The sequence below is a fragment of the Microbulbifer mixtoriginis (SeqCode) genome (genome assembly GCF_052466715.1).
In genome coordinates this window covers 2,281,234-2,300,673 of sequence record NZ_CP174288.1, presented here as the reverse complement: position 1 = coordinate 2,300,673, position 19,440 = coordinate 2,281,234, and the positions used below count along the sequence as shown (strand labels likewise).

Genomic DNA, 19,440 nt, shown 5'->3' with positions numbered 1-19,440 from the left:
TAGTTGTTAGATGGGGCTGCTGAGGTGATGGTGTGGAAAGTTTGAAAGCTACAAAGGTCGCCCCCAAAGGGGATGGAGGCGAGAAGCTCGGCGTGATCAGTTAGCGCACTTCCTGGCACAGGTTGTATTGCGCAACGCAGCGGCTGACATAGCCAATCTTGATAAACGTTGCGCTGATAATCATAAAAATATGGCCCGCTACTTGGGCTGGGATAGAAAAATAATGGGAGAGTGGGTAGCAGATGACAACGGTGAGTAATAGCAGGGGGGTAGAGAGCAACAGGGTGAGATTTCCGGCCTTGAGCAAGAGTTCAAAACGCCTGCGAATTTTTAAAGTGTATGTGTCCAGCATTGTCTTCGCCTCTATTACTAAATAACCTCAATGGTTATTAGGCAAATGTTATGCCAGCTTAATAATTCCTTATAAATCAATAACTTAGGGTGATTATGATATTTGTTTGTGTCAATTTGACCTACATGGTGACCATGTCATAATGACACAAAAGAAGCTTATTGACTTGGTGGGATATGGTGGATATCAATTCTACTCTACTGCTTGAAGTTGCTCTGGATCTCGCAAATAGCCTGAATAATAGTGACCGATTTGAACGACTGCTCTCTACCATCCGCAAGGCAATTAAGTGTGATGCGGTGGCCTTGCTGGGGCTGAATGGAGAGGTGCTTACCCCCCTGGCTGTGCAGGGCTTGGCCAGGCGTACTATGGGGCGGCGTTTCCTAATTAACGAGCATCCCCGCCTAGCGCAAATCTGCAGTTCTGATGCTCCCGTTCGCTTCCCCTCTGATTGCAATCTGCCGGACCCTTTTGATGGCTTACTACTGGATAGGGAAGGGGACCTACCGGTGCACTCCTGTCTCGGTTTGCCGCTCTATTCTGACAATCATCTAGTGGGGCTGCTTACTTTGGATAGTATGACCTCAGACGCCTATAGCCTGATTAGCGATCGAACGCTTGAGCTAATCGCAGCACTCTCAGCCGCTACTCTCAAAACGGCTTTGGAGCTAAAAGCGCTGTCCCTTTCTGCTGAACATGCCGAACAATTGGTGAAAGAGTTGACCCAGGAAGCCTTTCTGCGGGATGGCGGTGAGTTAATCGGCGAAAGCCAAGTGATGAGGGCCTTGCGAAGTGATATTGAATTAGTTGCAGGGTCTGACTATAGCGTGCTTATTCTAGGGGAAACTGGGGTGGGTAAGGAGCTGGTTGCCCGCACAGTACATCGGCTGTCATCTCGCCGGGAAAAACCTCTTGTCTATCTCAACTGCGCCTCCTTAACAGAAACACTGGCAGAAGCGGAGTTATTCGGGCATGCGAAGGGGGCTTTTACTGGCGCTGATCGGGATCGCCCAGGAAAGTTTCTATTGGCAAACGGCGGGACACTTTTTCTGGATGAAGTGGGTGAACTGCCTTTATCAGTTCAGGGCAAACTGCTGCGGGTACTGCAAAGTGGTGAAATTCAGCCTGTTGGTAAGGATGCGGTACAGCATGTAGATTTGCGTATAGTGGCCGCTACCAATCGGGATTTGCTCAAAGAAATCGACTTAGGTGGATTCAGGGCCGATTTGTATCACCGTCTCTCTGTTTATCCTCTGGAAGTACCCGCACTATCAAAGAGAGAAAATGATGTTCTCCTGCTGGCAGATTATTTTCTGGAGCGCTCCACGAGGAAGCTTGGCTTCCGTCAGCTGCGGCTATCAGCAGATGCTTCCAGTAAATTAAAGCGTTATAGCTGGCCTGGAAATGTGAGAGAGCTGGAGCATATCATCAGCCGCGCAGCGCTCAAGGCAAGAAAAAACGCATCACTCTCTGAAATAGTATCGCTGACAGCGGCACATATAGAGATTCCGGATGACATAGCGGCGCAACCAGAGTTTGAGAAGCCCGTTCAGCCACAGCTAGGGGTATTAAATCTCAGGGCAGCCACTGAAGAATATCAGCGGGATCTTATAAAGCATAGATTGACCCAGAGCGACGGGAATTGGAGTAGGGCAGCGAAATCACTCTCTATGGATAGGGGCAACTTGGTCCGCCTTGCAAAACGTCTGGGTATCTATATTAAAAAAGAGGTTGTGGGCGTAAATTGATGAAGCTTTGAGCAATATAGGTTGCTATGGGATATGGATGAATAGGGATATTAAGTTCTTAATAGCGATTGGGTTTGAAGTGGTTACTTTCACTATCACGGCCCTGAATATAAAGACAAAAGCCATTTCCGTAATTTACACAAACGATGATTTTATTGCTGTATATTGAGCGGTCCCAATCTGGCGAAGCTATCTCTGTTTGCGTATGCCGATGCATTGGGGAAATAAGATGTAGGGTGTATAAAAATCTTCGCCGGCCATACAAATGAGTTGCTGATTCATGTTGGTCTTCACAGTCTTGTACATGCTTCAGAAGGCTCTAGGAAACAGCCTTTTAACCTGTATTGTTTACAATCCCATACGGAGTTAACATTGAGCGCCTATGTTGATTTAGGGCAATATAGCTTTAGCTATTTCAGTCTACCAATGGGTGATTGATACAGCGGTACTTGTATTTGCCCCACATTATCCGTTTTCTATTTAAATAAATACAAAAAAGGATGCTTATGAATATGGAGATAAGGAGAGTTCTGCCTTTCATTTTCCTGGTTATTATCTCCGTCTCATGGGGTGTCTATTATAGTATGAACACACAATTTAATGATTTTGGCAAGGCAAATCATGAATGGCTGTTCTTAATTGATGGCCTGCTGGTACTCCCAATTTTGTGTCTAGTGTGTATCAATGAGAGAAGACAGGCACTGATGAAGGCCGCTGTATATGCCTGTCTCGCTATTCTCATTGGCAGTTTTATAATCCCAGATGAAAGTAAGATTATATGGCCATACCTGGAGTCTGCCAGATATCTACTGCTTGTGGGCTTTCTTACGCTGGAGGCCTTCGCAGTTATCTCCATGGTTTTGGCAATACGGCTAGCCTTAAATAGGCAGGAAGACCCTGATGCTGCCATTGAAATGTCTGTTCAGAAGTATGTTGGTAGTGGAGTTCTATCCAGAATTTTAATGTTTGAGACCCGGATGTGGATGTTTTTGTTTTTCGCCAAGTCCATCAGCATTGAGCAATATGAGGGTGGTCAACATTTCAGTTATCACTCAAAAGACGGTGCACAAAGTACAGCTCTTGGTTTCATCTATTTGATACTGCTGGAGTTGCCTATCGTTCATCTCATTGTTTACTTTGCGTGGTCTACCACGGCGGCCAATATTATCAGTTTGCTCAGCATTCTGGGGTTGCTGTTCTTAGTTGCCGATTATCGCTCTATATCTAGAAGGCCAATATCGATTACACCGGACAGCCTGATTGTGCGCTTTGGGATTCTGAATAGTAAAATAATCGCAATTAGTGATATCCAGTTTGTTGATGAAAGTGTTGGATATATTAAAAGGAAAAGAGATATTAAACGCTATAACTTTTCCGGCAATCCTAACGTTGTTGTTGGGGTGAGGCTGAAAGATACAATTATTGAGAAAGTTTATATTGGGGTGGATAGTCCTAAGAGCTTTATAGAGGCCCTTAGGGATAGGTTGGCAGGATAATAAACAAATCTCTATAGCAGATTAGAGATAGGCGAGATATACCTGTGCTGACATTTTGGTTGTTATTGCCAGCACAGGTTAGATTAATTGGTCGCCACCCTTATGTTACGCGCTAGCAGGTTCGGGCACTTCCAAGTCGGCCTTTTGAGTAAAACTCTGTAGCTCAGAGCGGAACAGCTTTTGTGAGAGTAGTGCAGACATAAAGGCTAAAACAAACAGAGCGCTAAATATCATCCCGCCAGTAATCACCGTCGCCAGGCCTCGATAAATTGCAGCGCTGCTCCCTGGGTTTAACACCAAAGGCAGGTTGCCAAAGATACAGGTGATTGTTGTTAGCATAATGGGACGAGCGCGCAAGCTGGCTGCTGCATAAATAGCTTCTAGCTGACTGGCCCCGGTCTGTAATGACTTTTGAAATTGATTCACTAATAGTATTGCATTGTTGACTACAAGCCCCATCAGAATTACGAAACCAATCATTGTAATGACATCAAGGCTTTGGGGGGTGAAAAGGTTTAATAGCTGTAAACTTAACATCCCGCCGGCAAATGAGAGGGGTATAGCGCAAAGCACGGCCGCGGCTAGCTTTGCAGATCTTAGGGCAAAATACATCAACAGGGCGAGTACTGCGAGAGCAGCCAAGAATATTTTAAGAAATTCAACTAGAAACAAGTTGAGTTCGTTTGCGCTGCCCCTGAACTGAGTGTGCAAATCGCTATAGGAGCTTTCAGCTAAAAAGGACTGTACCGATTGGTCTACATTTTCAACAAATGACTTCATTGCTACCCCTTCTGGGGGGGTTAGGTTTAACGATGCGCTGACTTCTTGCCCAACTCGTAAAATACTGGCAGGGGCTTGGGTTATTTTCGCGCTTGCTAATTCACGGACAGGAATCAGGCCGTGCCCATCAATCCATATTTCAGTGTTTAGAAGTGCTACCAGGTTCTGAGGGTCTTTTGCTTTGAAGTAGAATGGTAGCGTGTTAGTGCCAGTATAAAAATGGCCTATGTATATCCCATCGGTCAAAGCCATAAGTTGGCGGTTTAGCTCTGAAACTGTAATACCTAAATAAGTTAATTGATCCAGGCGAGGTTGGAACTCTATGCGTACAGCCCGGTTTTGCAGTGCGCTCCCCTCCTGGATTTGTGCGTCTGGAAACTCTGCGCGCAGATGGTTCATTAACTCAGTGCCAGCCATTTGTAGCCTGGAAAGTTCAGCCCCTTTAATATCCAGTTGGCTTATTCGATTGTTTGGCATTGCAAATCGTAAAAGACCCCCATGTCTGAAATGGATACGGGTGCCTACAAGTCCATAGAGTACTTTCTCATTCATCCATTCCCGCAGTGATTCAAAATCCCAATCGCCTTGGGTATACATATAGAGGTTGCAATTGCTTGGGTTGCAGATAATGCCGTAAGTGGAAACATGATCTTCTATTTCCTTAAAGTTGTTGGTGATTCGATTCACCACGCGTTCTCCGTAATCCGTTCTAATAGCATCTGTGGCTAGTGCGCTCTCAAAGTTGATGAAAACAGAAACCATATTCTGTTTTGGGTCTGGCAATACATCTATGGATGGTGTGGAAACATAGGTAGCTATGGCTGCGATGGGTAGCCCAAGAATAATGGCTGTAATAGACCGTCTGGGGGTAGCTGTAGCTTTGATGGAAAGGGCAACCCATCTTTTTAGGGCTAATAGAATTCTTGTGTTTGAAGATTCTTTCTTTATTTTTTTTGAATGGCCCAATATGTACCTTGCGAATGAAGGTAGTATTAATAAGGCAAAGAGCAATGAGGCGAGTAAAGCGCTTGAGATTGTAAAAGCGAGATCTCTAAATAACTGGCCTGTTGCAGATTGCATTGCAATAATAGGCAGGAACACAATGACGCTTGATATCGTTGATGATGCCAAAGAACCTGTAACTTCTCGTGTTCCCTGTACAATGCTTTCCTGGGTGCCAATGCCTTGCTGGCGAAGCCTTTGAATATTTTCCACCACAATAATTGCCGCATCTACCATCAATCCGATAGAAAGAGCAATGCCTGCCAATGAAATAACATTCATGCTTCTACCCCCAATATACATACCCACAACGACGAGTGAGATGCATACGGGAATGCTGAGGAATATTAACGTTAACGTTCTCAGATTGCGCAGAAACCAGTACAAAACCAAGCAGGCTAGCAATGATCCAAGAAGGAGGCTCCCGTACACCAGATTCAAGGAGTCTCGGATTCCTTTGGAGTCATCACGGCTTATGGCCAATTCCATGTCTAACCGAGCTAACTCTCCACTATTCAGCTCCGCCATGGTTGATTTCAGCTGTGCAATAGTGTCAAGAGCATTGACGTTTTCGGTGGGGAGCAAGTAAAAATAAAAGGATCGATTGCCCTCAAGGGCAAAATATGCCCAGTCAGATGCAGGCCGTGCACTGACAGAGGCAATGTCAGAGAGCCGTATAATCTGGTTTCCACGTGTGGCGATAGGTAATTGTGAGAGCTCATCTAGGGGGATTTGGCCCTTAAAGTGTAGTGCATAGTCTTTAGAGCCAATTTTCAGGTTGCCGCCCGATCGGTCCACCAGATCATTAAGATGTGCAGTTACCCCAGCAATACTTAAGGAATTTTGAGTCATCTTTTCTGGATCGAACTCAATATCGACACGCTGAGCGATAGGCGTAGCGGCAACTTCTATAGAGGATACTCCCGGGATTTTACTGATGGCTGGCTTTACGTGGTTTAAAAATGCATCAATTAATTCCAGCTCACTGGCTGATTTCTTCGAGTAGAGGAAGAAGGTTGCCAGCGTAGCCCCCGCACCATTGGCAAAGTTAAAAACTTGGGGTGTGCGGACTTGTGTGGGCCAGTTGGGTACCTGATTAATTCTGGAGAGTACCTCAATATACATTTGCTCCATATCTGCTTCAGAGTGAAAGTCAATCGTGACCCAGGCAAAGCCACTGTTGATATTTGTCTGCACTTCTTTCAGGTAGCTTAGGCTCGATAGCTCCTGCTCAAGTGGTGCAACTAATATCTGTTCTATCTCTTCCGCTGTCTTTCCCGGCCAAGGAATGGCCAGTGCAATTTGTGGGCGATTGATAGTGGGGAGTAGAGCGTTAGGTAAGTTTAGGCCCGCAATAATACCGGCAACAATTAAGGCAAAAGTGCAACTTATAATAAATGAACTGTATTTTTCCAGGGATTTCATGTGTTTTCCCTTTTTGTCGGAGAGACAGTTTCATTGGGTTGTAGGCCTTCATAACCCAGAACGACTACAAGATCTCCAGGTTTAATGGTTGAACGTACAACAAAGTGCCCCTTCAAGGTATCTATTATTTGAACCTCGGTACTAACCGCCCTTTGATCACTGTCTAGAGTCCAGACTTTATATTGGTCGCCCTCTAGTATTACGGCATCACTGGGAACTTTTGTTACCCTCTCCCGCGTGTTTTTAGTTGAGAGGGGTGTTTGCATCGTTATTTCGAATCTCTGTCCTACCAATAGAGACGGGAACTGCTCTGATTCGGTTTCAAAGTAGAGGTTGAGATTTTGCGTTTCGGGATTGACCGTATGACTAATATTTCTTAAAGGGATATTTTGCTCCCTAAAAGTAAAGGAGCTGCTGTTGAGTAAATTTTCATTGTTTAATTTTTCTTCGGGAAGGCTGCACTCAATTTGATTTTCTTTCAGAGGCAGCAATTGCATGATTCTTTGCCCCGAATTCAGTCTCTCACCGGGGTTGGCTTCTATACTTACAACTTGACTATCAGTTCTTGCATAGTGTTGCAGTCGTTCTAAACGGTATTCGGCTGTTGTGAGCTGATGCTCGAGTCTTTGCTTTGTGAGCCGGTAGGTCTCAGCATTGAGCTTAAGGCTGTTTAAGTGGGACGGAGACACCATGTCTGCTGAGCTAAGCTTCTCCAGTCTGCTCAGCTCTTCTTCCGCATAAATCAGCTGGCTTTGTGTTATTGCAATATCTGTGCGAATAATCTCAATCTCCTGAGAGAGATAAAATCCATCCTGTGCCGCTACTAACTCGCCAGCTTTAATAATTGATCCTACGGGTTTTACTTGGGTGAGTTCGGCTTCAGTGTGGCTGGAGACTTGATGTAGCGGAGGAGATAACACCGAACAAAATAATCTGGTATTAATGGCCTGTTGCCACGGGTGTGCAGCCTCAACGAGTACTGCACGGCTATCATCTGCCAAAATACTAGAGCTAGAAAATAGAGTGGTAGAAATGATGCTGCTGGCAAGAAATGCTCTAAATTGACTGTTTCGCATTCGGAGGCTCTAGTCGATATTATTCTTAGATTAATGTTTGTGGTGAGACTATCTGGCGCTAAAGAGACTTAATGTCTTTAGTGTTGTAGTTGACAAAAGGGTATGGGGATGCTGATTTTCCTGCAATTGGCCTACGACAAGGTGAGGCCTAAAGGGGATAAGTGGTGTTTGGAATTAGGTTCTATTTGCTCGGTTTTTTGAGGGGGCTTTTTGCTAGCATAATTTTTTGGTTAGACACTTCCTAAGTGCCATTGGACATGTCTTGCTAAAGCGGAATCGAAATATTCTATGGTAGGCCTGCAGGTTGCCATCAATGATGTTGCGTTTTGCTTTCTTTATATTAAAAGTGATTTTTCATACCACTTGTGCATTGTCCTAAGAAACTCTCGAAGGTGCCTGCTTTTGCCGATACGCCATTTTGCTAGTTAATAAGGCAATCAATAATTGCGTATCCAAGCACCGGTTTAAAGAGAGCTTCTGCGGGATAGACTGGTTGCGTACTAAATAATTGGTACTGTCTTTTCTATTTTCCAGACTTTTTTATTGTCTTGTTTTGAGATCACTTCCGCATCAGTCTTAGCCCATTGAAAACCACCAGCAGGCTGGTTCCCATATCGGCGAATACTGCCATCCACATAGTGGCTTCACCGGCAAAGGCGAGTGCCAGAAAGACCGCTTTGATACCCAGGGCAAGGATAATGTTTTGCCAAAGAATATGAGCTGTCGTACGGGAGAGGCGGATAAAGCTGGCGATTTTACCCAGGTTGTCATCCATCAGGGCAACGTCTGCCGTTTCTATGGCGGTATCGGTGCCGGTTGCGCCCATGGCGAAGCCAATATCGGCTCGCGCCAGGGCTGGTGCATCATTGATGCCGTCGCCCACCATGCCGACCCGGCCGTGGCCGGCAAGGGAATCCACTTCACGGAGTTTATCTTCTGGCAGCAGGTTGCCCATGGCCCGATCTATGCCCACTTCTTTGGCAATGGCATCGGCGGTGTGCTGATTGTCACCGGTCAGCATCAGGGTTTTCACCCCCAATTGGTGGAGCTCATCAATGGCTTTGCGGCTGGATTCTTTTACCGTATCGGCTACGGCAAACAGAGCCAGAACACGGTTTGCATCCACCAACATAACGACTGTTTTCCCCTGATACTCCAGTTTTGAGAGGCGATCCTCTAGCTCCTCACTGCAAACGCGCAATTCTTCCACCAGGCGGTGATTACCCAGGTAATAGCCTGTGCCTTCAATCTCTCCGCGAATCCCGCGCCCGGCCAGGGCTTCAAAGGCTTCTACTTCTAGCAAGGGGTCTTCACTGGCGTTGAGAAAATCTGCCACTGCCTTCGAAACCGGGTGATCGGAGCGGTGGGCGAGGCTGGCGGCGAGGCGCTTAACTCGCGCCTCATCTTTGCCAGTTATCAGGGCAAAATCTGTTACCTGCGGTGCACCATGGGTGATGGTGCCGGTTTTATCCAGGGCCAGCCAGCGCAGCCGGCGCCCCTCTTCGAGGTATGCCCCCCCTTTAATCAGCGTGCCGTGTCTTGTTGCTGCTGCGAGGCCGCTGACGATGGTGACCGGGGTGGCAATGACCAGGGCGCAGGGGCAGGCGATAACCAGCAGTACCAGGGCGCGGTAGATCCACTCCATCCAGGCACCGGAGAAAAACAGCGGAGGAATTAACGCTGTGGCAAGGGCAACCGCAAATACCAAGGGGGTATACCAGCGCGCGAACTGATCGACGAAACGCTGGGTGGGCGCTCGGCTGCCTTGTGCCTCCTCAACCGCGTGGATGATTCGGGCAAGTACGGCATCACTGGCTACGGCAGTCACCCTATATTCCAGGGCGCCAGACTCATTGATGCTACCGGCAAAGAGGCTGTCTCCAGCTTCTTTATCTACCGGAAGGCTCTCCCCGGTGATTGGGGCTTGGTTCACCGCAGAGTTGCCTTTTATTACTTCGCCATCCAGGGCGATGCGCTCACCGGGCCTCACCCTGACCTTGGCGCCGAGAGAAACAGTTTTTGCATTCACCTCGCGCCACTGGCCATCACCCTGAAGTACTGTGGCGGTTTCCGGGGCCAGGTCCATCAACTCGCGAATAGCGTTTCTGGCCCGGTCCAGAGACTTGGCCTCAATCAGTTCGGCGAGGGTGAACAGCACCATCACCATGGCGGCCTCAGGCCAGTGCCCAATCAAAAGTGCGCCTGTGACCGCGATGGACATCAGCGCATTCATATTCAGGTTGCGGTTCTTTAGTGCGATCCAACCTTTTTTGTAAGTAGAGAGCCCCCCGCCGGCAATGGCGGCTAAGGCCAGCAACATGACCAGCCAGCTGTTTCCTCCCTGTAACCAAAACACCACCTCAGAAGCGAGCGCCGCCAAGCCGGCCGCCCCCAGCAGCCACCAATTGGCCTTGGTTGCGGGTGGTGCATTTTCTGTATCCGATGGGGAGGCGACCCTGGCATCCAGATCCAGAGGGGCGAGTATGTCCAAGATCTGTTGCTGCATACCCGGAGCGTGCCCAACCCGCAAAATGCGTTGCACCAGGTTAAAGTCCAGGCTGTAAATACCTTCGAGTGGGGTGAGCTTGGCGCGGATCAAACCTTCTTCGGTGGGGCAATCCATTTTGGTGATTGAGAAGAGGGAGCTTTCGCTATCTTTTCCGGCGCCACTATCGAGCGGTTGTTGTAGAGGTTCAGTGCTATTGCCACAGCCGCAAGTGGAATCCTGTTTTCCCATGGTTAACTCTCGAATAGCTCAATGAGTGAGCCAGCATTACAATCCCTCTAGTAACTATAGAGTCAAGGGGACACCAGCATGCGTTACCGAATAGGGGAGGCGGCCAAGCAGGCAGGCTGCAAGGTGGAAACCGTGCGTTACTACGAACAGGTGGGCTTGCTGCCACAACCATTGAGGTCCGAAGGCAATTATCGTCTGTATTCAGAAGCGCACTTGGCGCAATTGCGTTTTATACGGCACTGTCGCTCCCTCGATATGCCCATTGAGGATATACGCAAACTGTTAACCTTGCGGGAACAACCGAGAGAGCACTGTGCTGAAATCAATGCGTTGGTGGATGAGCATATTGATAGGGTGGACAGCCAAATGGCATTACTCGAGCAATTGCGGAAGAGTTTGCTGGCTTTGCGCAGCCAGTGTGGCGGCCCCGGTTCTACTGATTCCTGTGAGATTGTACGAGAACTCTCCAGTTGTGACTGCCACCCGGCACAAAGCACGATATAAAAGTTATCTGTAAGTTGAGAGTACCTCATTGAAAAAGCTGTTGAGTAAGCTATCGGGAGAATTATTGAGCTGGCCACGGGGAAAGTACCGGGTTGTCTTTCTAGTGGCTCTGGTTGTTGCTCTTACCCTTGCGGTTTGGGCCTTTTTCGCTGAGCCAAGAAGCTTCAGGATCAATGAGCAAGCGCTTCGCCTGGAGTCTTGGCCTGCTTCCTGTAGCGGTTTAAGCGTGGCGGTATTGGCGGATTTACATGTGGGTTCCCCCTATAAAGGGATTGAAAGCCTGCGCTCATTGGTTAACCAGGTAAATGCCAGCAGTCCTGACTTAGTACTACTCCCCGGTGACTTTGTTATTCAAGGGGTGGTTGGTGGTTCTTTTGTGACACCGGAAAGTGCCGCTGAAGTGCTTGCCGGCCTCAGGGCACCCTTGGGCGTTTTTGCTGTAATGGGCAATCACGACTGGTGGCTGGACCCGAAAAGAGTAGAGCGGGCTTTTACTGAGAAAGGTATCCCGCTGCTGGAAGATGCATCCACCAAGATCAGTAGCGGCCACTGTGCCTTTCAGTTGGTTGGCATCAGTGATTTCTGGGAGGGGCCACACAATATAGATCGGGCAATGTCTGCCATTGAAGAGTCGGAGACAGTCTTAGCCTTCACTCACAACCCAGATATATTTCCCCAAATTCCACAACGGATTGCCTTGACGATTGCCGGCCACACCCATGGCGGCCAGGTATTTTTACCCTTGATTGGCCGCCCGATTGTGCCCTCCCGCTACGGGGAGCGCTATGCCATTGGGCATATCGAAGAGGAAGGCAAACACCTGTTTGTGAGCCCAGGGGTAGGCACCAGTATCCTGCCGGTAAGATTTCTGGTGCCGCCAGAAGTCACTTTGCTGAGGCTTTTTAGCCGTGGTGAATAAATAAGCAGTTTATGGTTGGTTGGATTGGTTATCTGCTTTGGCAGGATGTAAATAGAGCGCTGCATTAGAATGGTTGCCTGGCTTAATGGGAGAAGCTCTTATGATAACTATCAAGCGCAAGGTCTTGTTTGGGGACTGTGATCCCGAGGGTATTGTTTATACCCCGAGGTTTTCCAATTTTGCCCTGGAGGCCACCCATGAAGCCATGTCTATTTTATTTGATGGCCCGGCTATAGCCACTATGAAGAAGCGGGGGTTCCTGACACCGGTGCGGGCCTTTAATCTGGAATTCTTAAGCCCGGTTACTTGGGACCAGGAGTTACAGCTCAAAGTCAGCGTACACAAGGTTGGCAATCAGTCGTTTACCTTTCTTGTGCAGGCTTATCTTAATCCAGACCTATTGGCTTTTACGGCAACAATTACCTATGTCACCCTTTCGGTTGAATCCAAACAGAAGATCACCTTGCCGGAATGGTTGAGAGCGGCACTGACAGAATTTAATGCCCGGCAAACCTCTAATCCATAAAGTTCTCTACAAAGAGGTCCTTCCAGTTTATTTCCAGAGTAACTTGTACCTTTTCAGATAAGGGAAAATGCTCTGGATCGGAGAGTACAATTTTGGCGAGCTGATTGCGCTCCTGGGGTTTAAACGTATTCTGGAATTCTTCTGGCAGTTGATCAGAAATAGGCAGTAACTCAGAGATCACGCCTTTATCTTTGTAGCGGCCACTCTTGACTGTGACAACCATGCCCGGCCGAAGAGCAAGAATATATCGGCGCGGCATATAGGCGAGTACATAGGGTTCCCCCCAATAGACTTGCATTAGGGGTTCCCCTTCACGGTAGACATCGCCTACAGAGGGAACAGTAGCACCAACCAAGCCATTTACCGGGCTGCGCACTTGGCCATCATCGTAGTGGTCTTTCAGCCTCTGGTAGGCTGTTCCGGCTACCTTGATTGCTGCATCGACAGCTTTTCTCTTCTTGTCTAGCGTGGTGCTTTCTACCTGAATCTTGACCAGTTCCTGGCCCGCATTAAAGTTATCCCTGAGTACTTCCTGATAGGTGATCTTGCTAACAAAACCCTTATCGGCCAGCTTATTGATTCGCGCCAGAATCTCTTCTATCTCTTGCTTGCGGTGTTCTGCAGGAACCAGCAGTTGTTTGGCAGTCTCGGAAAGCAGGGTAAACTCGGCGGAAATTTGAATCAGGTTGGCCTGGCGGCTGGAGAGATCTGCCAAGCGCTCCAGTAGTTCCATGGATTCTATTTTGAGGAGTAGCTGCCCCTCCTTAACAGATTCCCCCTCATCAACCTCTACCGCGGTCACTCTGGTGATATAACCCATCTCGACTGCGGCGTAATCCCTAAGGACCAGCCCGTCTCCTTTGAGGATAAACAAATCCCCAAATAGATAGCGCAGAATAGCCAGGGCAAATAATATCAATACCCCGATATAGATGCGCCGCCCAATGGCACTATGATGGGGGCGGACTTCACTGGCCATGGTGTCTGGGCGGATATGTTTTCGTATAGTTCTCATATTACTTACTCCCGAACACGATGCACTTTCGAAGGTGAATAGGTGTCGGTATAGGAGGTTTTAAATATCCACTCTTGAGTGTAAGAATAGAGCCGGACAAGACGCATCAGGTTAACGTACAAAATACTGTATCCCAGCAGGTAAGGCCAAATGGGGGCAGCCTTAAACTTAGGTGTGGAGAGAGCGCTTAGGGTGAAGGTAATAATATCCATTAATATAAGGATCATCTGGGCCGCTATTAAAATAAACCATCCGTTAGTTCCGTAGGTAAAAAATAGCCAGACCAGATAAATTGGTAGAACTAAGATGGCGATTACATTAAAGAGGAGAAACTCAAATTGGTGGAATAGCTCTTTTGGCTTAATACGGTGTTCAAGAGGGTTGATAAAGTGGCGGTACTTTCTGTAACGCAGGCGGATAGCATCCCGCTCCCAGCGAAATCGCTGTCGAACCAGTGCTACCAGATTGGTGGGGACATCGGTATAACAAATAGAGTCGGCGGCAAATCCAATTTTCCAACCGTAGTGGCGTAAGCGCAATGTGATATCCAGGTCTTCACCGCCGCCGGAATCCCAGCCGCCAGCTTGTGTTAAAGCTGATTTCCTAAATGCACTAAAAGCCCCTGAGGCACAAGTTACTTGCCCCAACATAAACAGCGCATGTTTTCCAAGGGTGATACTAATACTATATTCAATGGCTTGGAATATTGTAATTAGATTTACTCCCCAGTTGCGCACTAGAATACTGTTAGAAGCTGCCCCTATTTTGGGGTCGTCGAATTGATATAAGATATTCCTTATCGCGTGATAATCAAAGGAGCAGTCGCAATCTACATTTATGATGATATCCCCGCTACAAAATCGTACCCCTAAATTTACGGCAGAAGATTTACCTCCACGCAGCTCTGTCGAATGTGCACCATGAATAAGCCTTTCTTTCAGTAAGCGACGTAAAATATTCCTTGTGCCGTCGGTAGAGCCATCACTTACCACAATAATTTCATTTGGCGGGCGACTCTGCTCCCATAAGCTGCGTACACACTTCTCTATTGCATCCTCTTCGTTGTGTCCGGCAATAATTACCGACACTTTTCCCAAACTTTCTATATCCACCTCAAACTTTGGTTTTTTTCGGAAGAATGTTAAAGCGGTAAAAAATGAAAAAAGGTAGCGGGGAATTTCAAAAATAACCAACACCCAGAGCATCAAAAATAGTGTCGTATAGCTCTGGGAGATAAGGTAATAGTAGCCGTCCTGAATTTCTTCCCACATTAGCTTAGGTCCTCGGGGCCATAGACCTGGAGGATGGGTTCCACATCCAGTCGCAGAGAGCTCGCGGCTCTTTGCCCGGCTTCTTCACTAAATTTGTACAGATCTTTCTGACTGATATGGCTTACCAGAATAAAATCTTCCATCCTGCCTTTGGCCGCGGTAACCGGGTATTCCCCTTTCATCACCTTTTTTAGCGAGTGGCTTAAACTCTGGAAAAACTGATTGCGGCTATGAAAAAATTGGCGGTTACCGTGTTCTTGCTCGATCAAATATTCATTTTCATATTTGATGCACAACAGGGCAAATTCGCTCTCATTGTTTTTCCAATCTTTTAGCTCTTTGTTTAATACTACGATAAGTTCGAATGGAAGCCCGGCAAAGATAGGGCTTTGCTGGGTGAGTTCCAGGAATGCATGGCCAGCATGCAGGTAATGAACGGCTTTTTCGGTGAGGCTATATTTAAAAATATCCCCAGTTTTTACCGAATCGCCATCTATATGGGTATCGCAATTAAGGCATAAAAAGCCGACTTCTGTTTCTGAACTGGATTTGCCGCAGGAATTACATATCAAAATGGTGCCCGGTTTGTCGTAATCACTGCCGAAATGGCTCATTTCCATTCGGCACTTGGGGCAGATCAAATATTCGCCCTGGCGAAAGTCGTCTTCAGGCCCCAGGTAGGCACACTTAAAGTGGTGCAGATAGAAGGATTCTCTCAAGTTGGGGGATCGACACTCCGGGCACTCTTCGCGCACATTAAATTGAGAGGCACTACAACCGTTACAAATATGCCGGCGGTCAAAAAAGCTGCCGGCCAGTAATTCAGCCGTCATCATTTTTTCGCATTCATGCAATACCGTTTCTGAATCTAACAGGGTGTTAAAGCAAACGGTGGTGCGCGAGTCTGGCTGGTAGCTAGGGGTCAGGCTTATCCCTGAGACAAAAATGCGGGCCAGGATTTTGTCGTCATCATTCTGGGGGTTGTAGAAATCCGGGTGCAACTGAGAGCGGCGAAAGTTAAAGGAGTCGATCAACTTGCCATACTCTGTAGGGTCTGCCTTGAGCGTGTTAGAGGCATCCAGGTCTGCCCTGACTCCCAGTGTGCCCGTTAGGTCAATCACCGGTAGCAGGTGCAAGCCTATCTGGCTGTTCCAGAGGTTTTCGATGCACTGAGGAGTCATGGGCTCCTCAACCACTAGGGCATCACACTTCTCAATGCCTGGATGCACCGTATTAAAATCACTGGGCCAGCGATAATAGTTATATGCATCTGTGAGAAAGGAGATGGCAAACCCTCCTACAGAAGGGGCAAACTGACGCCGGTTGTACTTGGTTGATACGGTTGGCGGGTAAAATTCCGCCTTAAGTAAAACGATAGACCACGAGGGCTGAAGCGCCAGCTCGCAGGAAATAAAGAGATAAGGCTTGGTCTTATGAGCTGGGTATCACGATTGACTATAAAGTCGAGTTTCAGCCAAAAAAGTGGGGTCCCCAAGGGATAACTATCGGCTTCTGAGGTATTCCCAGCAATTTATTCCCTCACTTTGTGTACTTTTGAAGGGGCGAAGGAATCCGCATAGGAGGTTCTAAAGATCCACTCCTGTACATAGGCATAGAGCCGCACTACACGCATCAAGTTGACATAGAGGATGCTATAGCCGATCAGAAATGCCCAGAGCGGAAGGGTGCTGAATTTATAGGTAGCATAAGCTGCGAGAGCAAAAGTGAGACAATCCAGCATAATCAATACTATTTGTGCACCGATTAAAATAAACCAGGCATTACTGCCGTAACTCGCAAACAGCCAGACCAAGTATATGGGCAAAGCGATAGCAGCGATCACATTAAAGATCAAGAACTCAAATTGATGAAAGAACTCTTCGAATTTGATGCGGCGCTTAAAAGGATTGATAAAGTGGGCGTACTTGCGGTAACGCAAACGCACAGCATCCCGTTCCCAACGCAAGCGCTGGCGAATTAGAGTCAGGATATTCGTGGGTACATCCGTATAGCAGATCGCCTCTGGGGCGAAGGCGATATCCCAGCCGTAGTTGCGCAGGCGAAAAGTAATATCCAGATCTTCCCCCCCACCGGAATCAAAGCCACCTACCTGGTCAATAGCAGTTTTTCGGAACCCGCTGTAGGCACCGGATGCACAGCACATTTGCTTGATCATGGCTAACGCATGTCTGCCGAGGGAGATGCTGATAATGTATTCGATGGATTGAAAGGCGGTAATAAGATTGTCTTGTGGGTTACGCACAAAAACATTACCGGAAACCACCCCCACTTTGGGGTCTTCAAAGGGGAGTAACACTTCCTTCATGGTGTGGTGCTCAAAGGAGCAATCACAGTCTACGGTGATAACGATATCGCCAGTGCAAAAGCGAATCCCCAAGTTTAGTGCGGAGGCCTTGCCACCTCTAAGTTCTGTTGCATGGGCTCCCTGAATGAGTCCTCGGGTCAGTAGGCTGGACATCACTTTTCTGGTTCCATCGGTTGAGCCATCGCTTACCACGATGATTTCATAGGGCTTAACACTTTGCGCCCAAAGACTGTGCACACACTTTTCGATCGACTCCTCCTCGTTATGACCGGCAATAATCACCGAAATTTTGCCGATTTTCTCCAAATCTACTTCTTTCTCGATCCTTGAGCTGAAAAAGAAAACTGCGGTGAAGAAAGAGAAGATATAGCGAGGGAGTTCCAGGAAGATCACGATCCAGAACATGATAAACAGAGCGCCCCGGCTCTGTGCGGAAAGAAAAATAAAGCCGTCATGGATTGCTTCCATCATCAGTGCAATACACCTTTGAGGGAGGCTTTCAGCTGCTTGCTTGGTGTGCAGCTACAGAGAGTGTCTTGGCTGTGGCTCTCTTTGAGCCGGGACATGGCTATTCCTCCAGCTTCGAGGCAAACCTGGTGGCAATTGCAAGCTTCTTTCCGGGCACTTTGAAGCCATAGATACGATATATTGAGAGGATCGCGACGCCAAATTGTCCAGCAGACCAGGCGCTCAGGCGCTATAGAAGGGATCAACTTCTAGGTGGTGATGATTGAACCAGTTTGCGTGTTTCAGTTCGCTTGTTTTTGCTTGTTACAAGTACAAAGTGGCCAGGGGTAGGGCGGCCAGAGGGGAAGACTTTGTAACTGGCTTAGCGCTCAAGGAATACTGCTGTGGCCATCCCGCCAGCAGTACAGACCCCGATAACCGCTTTGTGTGCGTCTCTGCGCTTGAGCTCCATCAGTGAAGAACCCAGGTAGCGAATGCCGGACATCCCATAGGGGTGCCCAAGGGCAATGGCGCCACCATTAACATTAGTAATATCCCAAGGGGTGTCCAGTTCCGCTTGGTTATAGAGGGTGGTAACGGCAAAGGCTTCGTGTAACTCCCAAAGGTCTATCTCTCCCATAGAAAGCCCCTGATGCTTCATTAAGCGCTTGATGGCTGGCGCCACGGCGATACTCATTTCATCGGGGGCCACCGCTGCAAGCTGCATACCGCGAAATAGCCCCAGAATGGGCAGATTTCTTTTGGCGGCTAACTCGGCATCCATCATGACGACGGCCGCAGCGCCATCAGAGAGCTGCGAAGCGTTGCCCGCGGTTACCGTGCCGCCATCATTCACTGGCTCTAAAGCCGATAACCCTTCCAGGGTGGTACCGGGGCGTGGGCCTTCATCTTCTTTCAGCAACACTGTCTTTTCTGAGATCTGCTCAGTCTCTTTATCTTTTATCGACATGACTGTCTCAAAAGGAACGATTTCTTCGGCAAATTTGCCTGCTCTGTGCGCTTCCGCCACGCGTTTTTGCGACTCCACCACATAGGCATCCTGTGCCTGCCGGCTGATCGAAAAGGTGTCAGCGACGAAATCCGCTGTTTGGATCATGGTCCACCAAACAGCGGGGATTTGTTGTTGCAGGGGCTCATAGACAAAGTGATTCAGGTTCAGGCTGAACTGCACGAGACTAATACTTTCTACGCCACCGGCAACGCCGACCTGCATTTCCCCGCTGGCGATCCGATTCGCTACGATCGATGCGGCATTGAGACCCGAGCCGCAGTAGCGGTTAATCGTCATACCGGGCACTTTGACGCCACAACCTGCAAATAGGGCGGCGTTGCGAGCGATATTGTGGCCGGTTGCCCCCTCAGGTAATCCACAGCCCAGTACAACGTCTTCCACTTCCTCGGGATCCAAAGTAGCTCTGTGCAGCGCTTCCTTGATGACATGCGCGGCCATGGGGATACCGTGGGTTTGGTTTAAGGCACCGCGCCTTGCTTTGGCGATTGCGGTTCTACAGTAGGCAACAACGGCAACGTCTCGCATGGGGTATGCCCTGAGTTTTGAGGCTTTTGTAAACAGTAGAACAGCTGATATTGCTTTGTACTGGAAGCATTATCTGGAGGGTTAGGGGGGTTAAAGATTGTTTATTGACCTGCCACTTCCCTGATATCTACTGTCCTGACAAGCTGTCAGATGTGACTAATGTAGCGTATATCGACTTTTTTCGGTTAAACCTTCATCAAAATTTAATACTTCGTAGAATAAACCGACTTCTTTGTTGGTACGCATTTCTATAAAATG

General features: G+C 48.0%; 14 protein-coding genes. 5 read left to right on the top strand and 9 right to left on the bottom strand.

The features are described from left to right. Window positions 1-100 precede the first annotated feature (100 nt). Window positions 101-352, bottom strand: a complete 252-nt coding sequence (locus ACJJH9_RS10170; protein WP_252081748.1) for a hypothetical protein — start codon at window positions 350-352, stop codon at window positions 101-103. Window positions 353-513: 161 nt separating this feature from the next. Between ACJJH9_RS10170 and norR the strand changes: the two genes are divergently transcribed. Further along, on the top strand, window positions 514-2,100 hold the full coding sequence (gene norR, locus ACJJH9_RS10165) for a nitric oxide reductase transcriptional regulator NorR (protein WP_444925161.1): 1,587 nt from the start codon (window positions 514-516) through the stop codon (window positions 2,098-2,100). A gap of 584 nt (window positions 2,101-2,684) precedes the next feature. Then, on the top strand, window positions 2,685-3,596 hold the full coding sequence (locus tag ACJJH9_RS10160; protein ID WP_444925160.1) for a hypothetical protein: 912 nt from the start codon (window positions 2,685-2,687) through the stop codon (window positions 3,594-3,596). 105 nt (window positions 3,597-3,701) lie between these two features. Here the strand turns inward: ACJJH9_RS10160 and ACJJH9_RS10155 are convergent, their stop codons facing one another. The 3 genes from ACJJH9_RS10155 to ACJJH9_RS10145 all read right to left on the bottom strand — a co-directional run bounded on the left by ACJJH9_RS10155 (window position 3,702) and on the right by ACJJH9_RS10145 (window position 10,616). Then, window positions 3,702-6,803: an efflux RND transporter permease subunit gene (locus ACJJH9_RS10155; protein WP_444925159.1), complete on the bottom strand. Its 3,102-nt coding sequence runs from the start codon at window positions 6,801-6,803 to the stop codon at window positions 3,702-3,704. Beyond that, window positions 6,800-7,879, bottom strand: a complete 1,080-nt coding sequence (locus tag ACJJH9_RS10150; protein WP_444925158.1) for an efflux RND transporter periplasmic adaptor subunit — start codon at window positions 7,877-7,879, stop codon at window positions 6,800-6,802. Before ACJJH9_RS10150 ends, ACJJH9_RS10155 begins: the two co-directional genes overlap by 4 nt. A 559-nt stretch (window positions 7,880-8,438) precedes the next feature. Continuing rightward, complete coding sequence (locus tag ACJJH9_RS10145; protein ID WP_444925157.1) at window positions 8,439-10,616, bottom strand: heavy metal translocating P-type ATPase; 2,178 nt, start codon at window positions 10,614-10,616, stop codon at window positions 8,439-8,441. 78 nt (window positions 10,617-10,694) lie between these two features. Between ACJJH9_RS10145 and cadR the strand changes: the two genes are divergently transcribed. The 3 genes from cadR (at window position 10,695) to ACJJH9_RS10130 (ending at window position 12,565) form a co-directional block, all read left to right on the top strand. Further along, window positions 10,695-11,120 (top strand): Cd(II)/Pb(II)-responsive transcriptional regulator, encoded by a 426-nt coding sequence (gene cadR / locus ACJJH9_RS10140; protein ID WP_444884757.1) that lies wholly within the window; start codon window positions 10,695-10,697, stop codon window positions 11,118-11,120. Window positions 11,121-11,148: 28 nt separating this feature from the next. Further along, window positions 11,149-12,039, top strand: coding sequence for a metallophosphoesterase (locus ACJJH9_RS10135; protein WP_444925156.1), 891 nt, complete (start codon window positions 11,149-11,151; stop codon window positions 12,037-12,039). A 100-nt stretch (window positions 12,040-12,139) separates the two neighbouring features. After that, window positions 12,140-12,565: an acyl-CoA thioesterase gene (locus ACJJH9_RS10130; protein ID WP_444925155.1), complete on the top strand. Its 426-nt coding sequence runs from the start codon at window positions 12,140-12,142 to the stop codon at window positions 12,563-12,565. Here the strand turns inward: ACJJH9_RS10130 and ACJJH9_RS10125 are convergent. The 5 genes from ACJJH9_RS10125 to ACJJH9_RS10105 all read right to left on the bottom strand — a co-directional run bounded on the left by ACJJH9_RS10125 (window position 12,555) and on the right by ACJJH9_RS10105 (window position 19,182). Beyond that, window positions 12,555-13,580, bottom strand: coding sequence for an HlyD family secretion protein (locus ACJJH9_RS10125; RefSeq protein ID WP_444886288.1), 1,026 nt, complete (start codon window positions 13,578-13,580; stop codon window positions 12,555-12,557). The genes ACJJH9_RS10130 and ACJJH9_RS10125 overlap by 11 nt on opposite strands. Window positions 13,581-13,585: 5 nt before the next feature. Further along, the gene (locus ACJJH9_RS10120; protein WP_444925154.1) at window positions 13,586-14,773 is read right to left on the bottom strand and encodes a glycosyltransferase family 2 protein; all 1,188 of its coding nucleotides are present in this window, start codon (window positions 14,771-14,773) and stop codon (window positions 13,586-13,588) included. Window positions 14,774-14,850: 77 nt separating this feature from the next. Continuing rightward, the gene (locus ACJJH9_RS10115; protein ID WP_444925153.1) at window positions 14,851-16,032 is read right to left on the bottom strand and encodes a TackOD1 domain-containing metal-binding protein; all 1,182 of its coding nucleotides are present in this window, start codon (window positions 16,030-16,032) and stop codon (window positions 14,851-14,853) included. Between the two features lie 350 nt (window positions 16,033-16,382). Then, window positions 16,383-17,648 (bottom strand): glycosyltransferase family 2 protein, encoded by a 1,266-nt coding sequence (locus tag ACJJH9_RS10110; protein ID WP_444925152.1) that lies wholly within the window; start codon window positions 17,646-17,648, stop codon window positions 16,383-16,385. Window positions 17,649-18,006: 358 nt separating this feature from the next. Beyond that, entirely contained in the window at window positions 18,007-19,182 is a 1,176-nt protein-coding gene (locus ACJJH9_RS10105) for a thiolase family protein (protein ID WP_444925151.1), read from the bottom strand. Window positions 19,183-19,440: the final 258 nt, after the last annotated feature.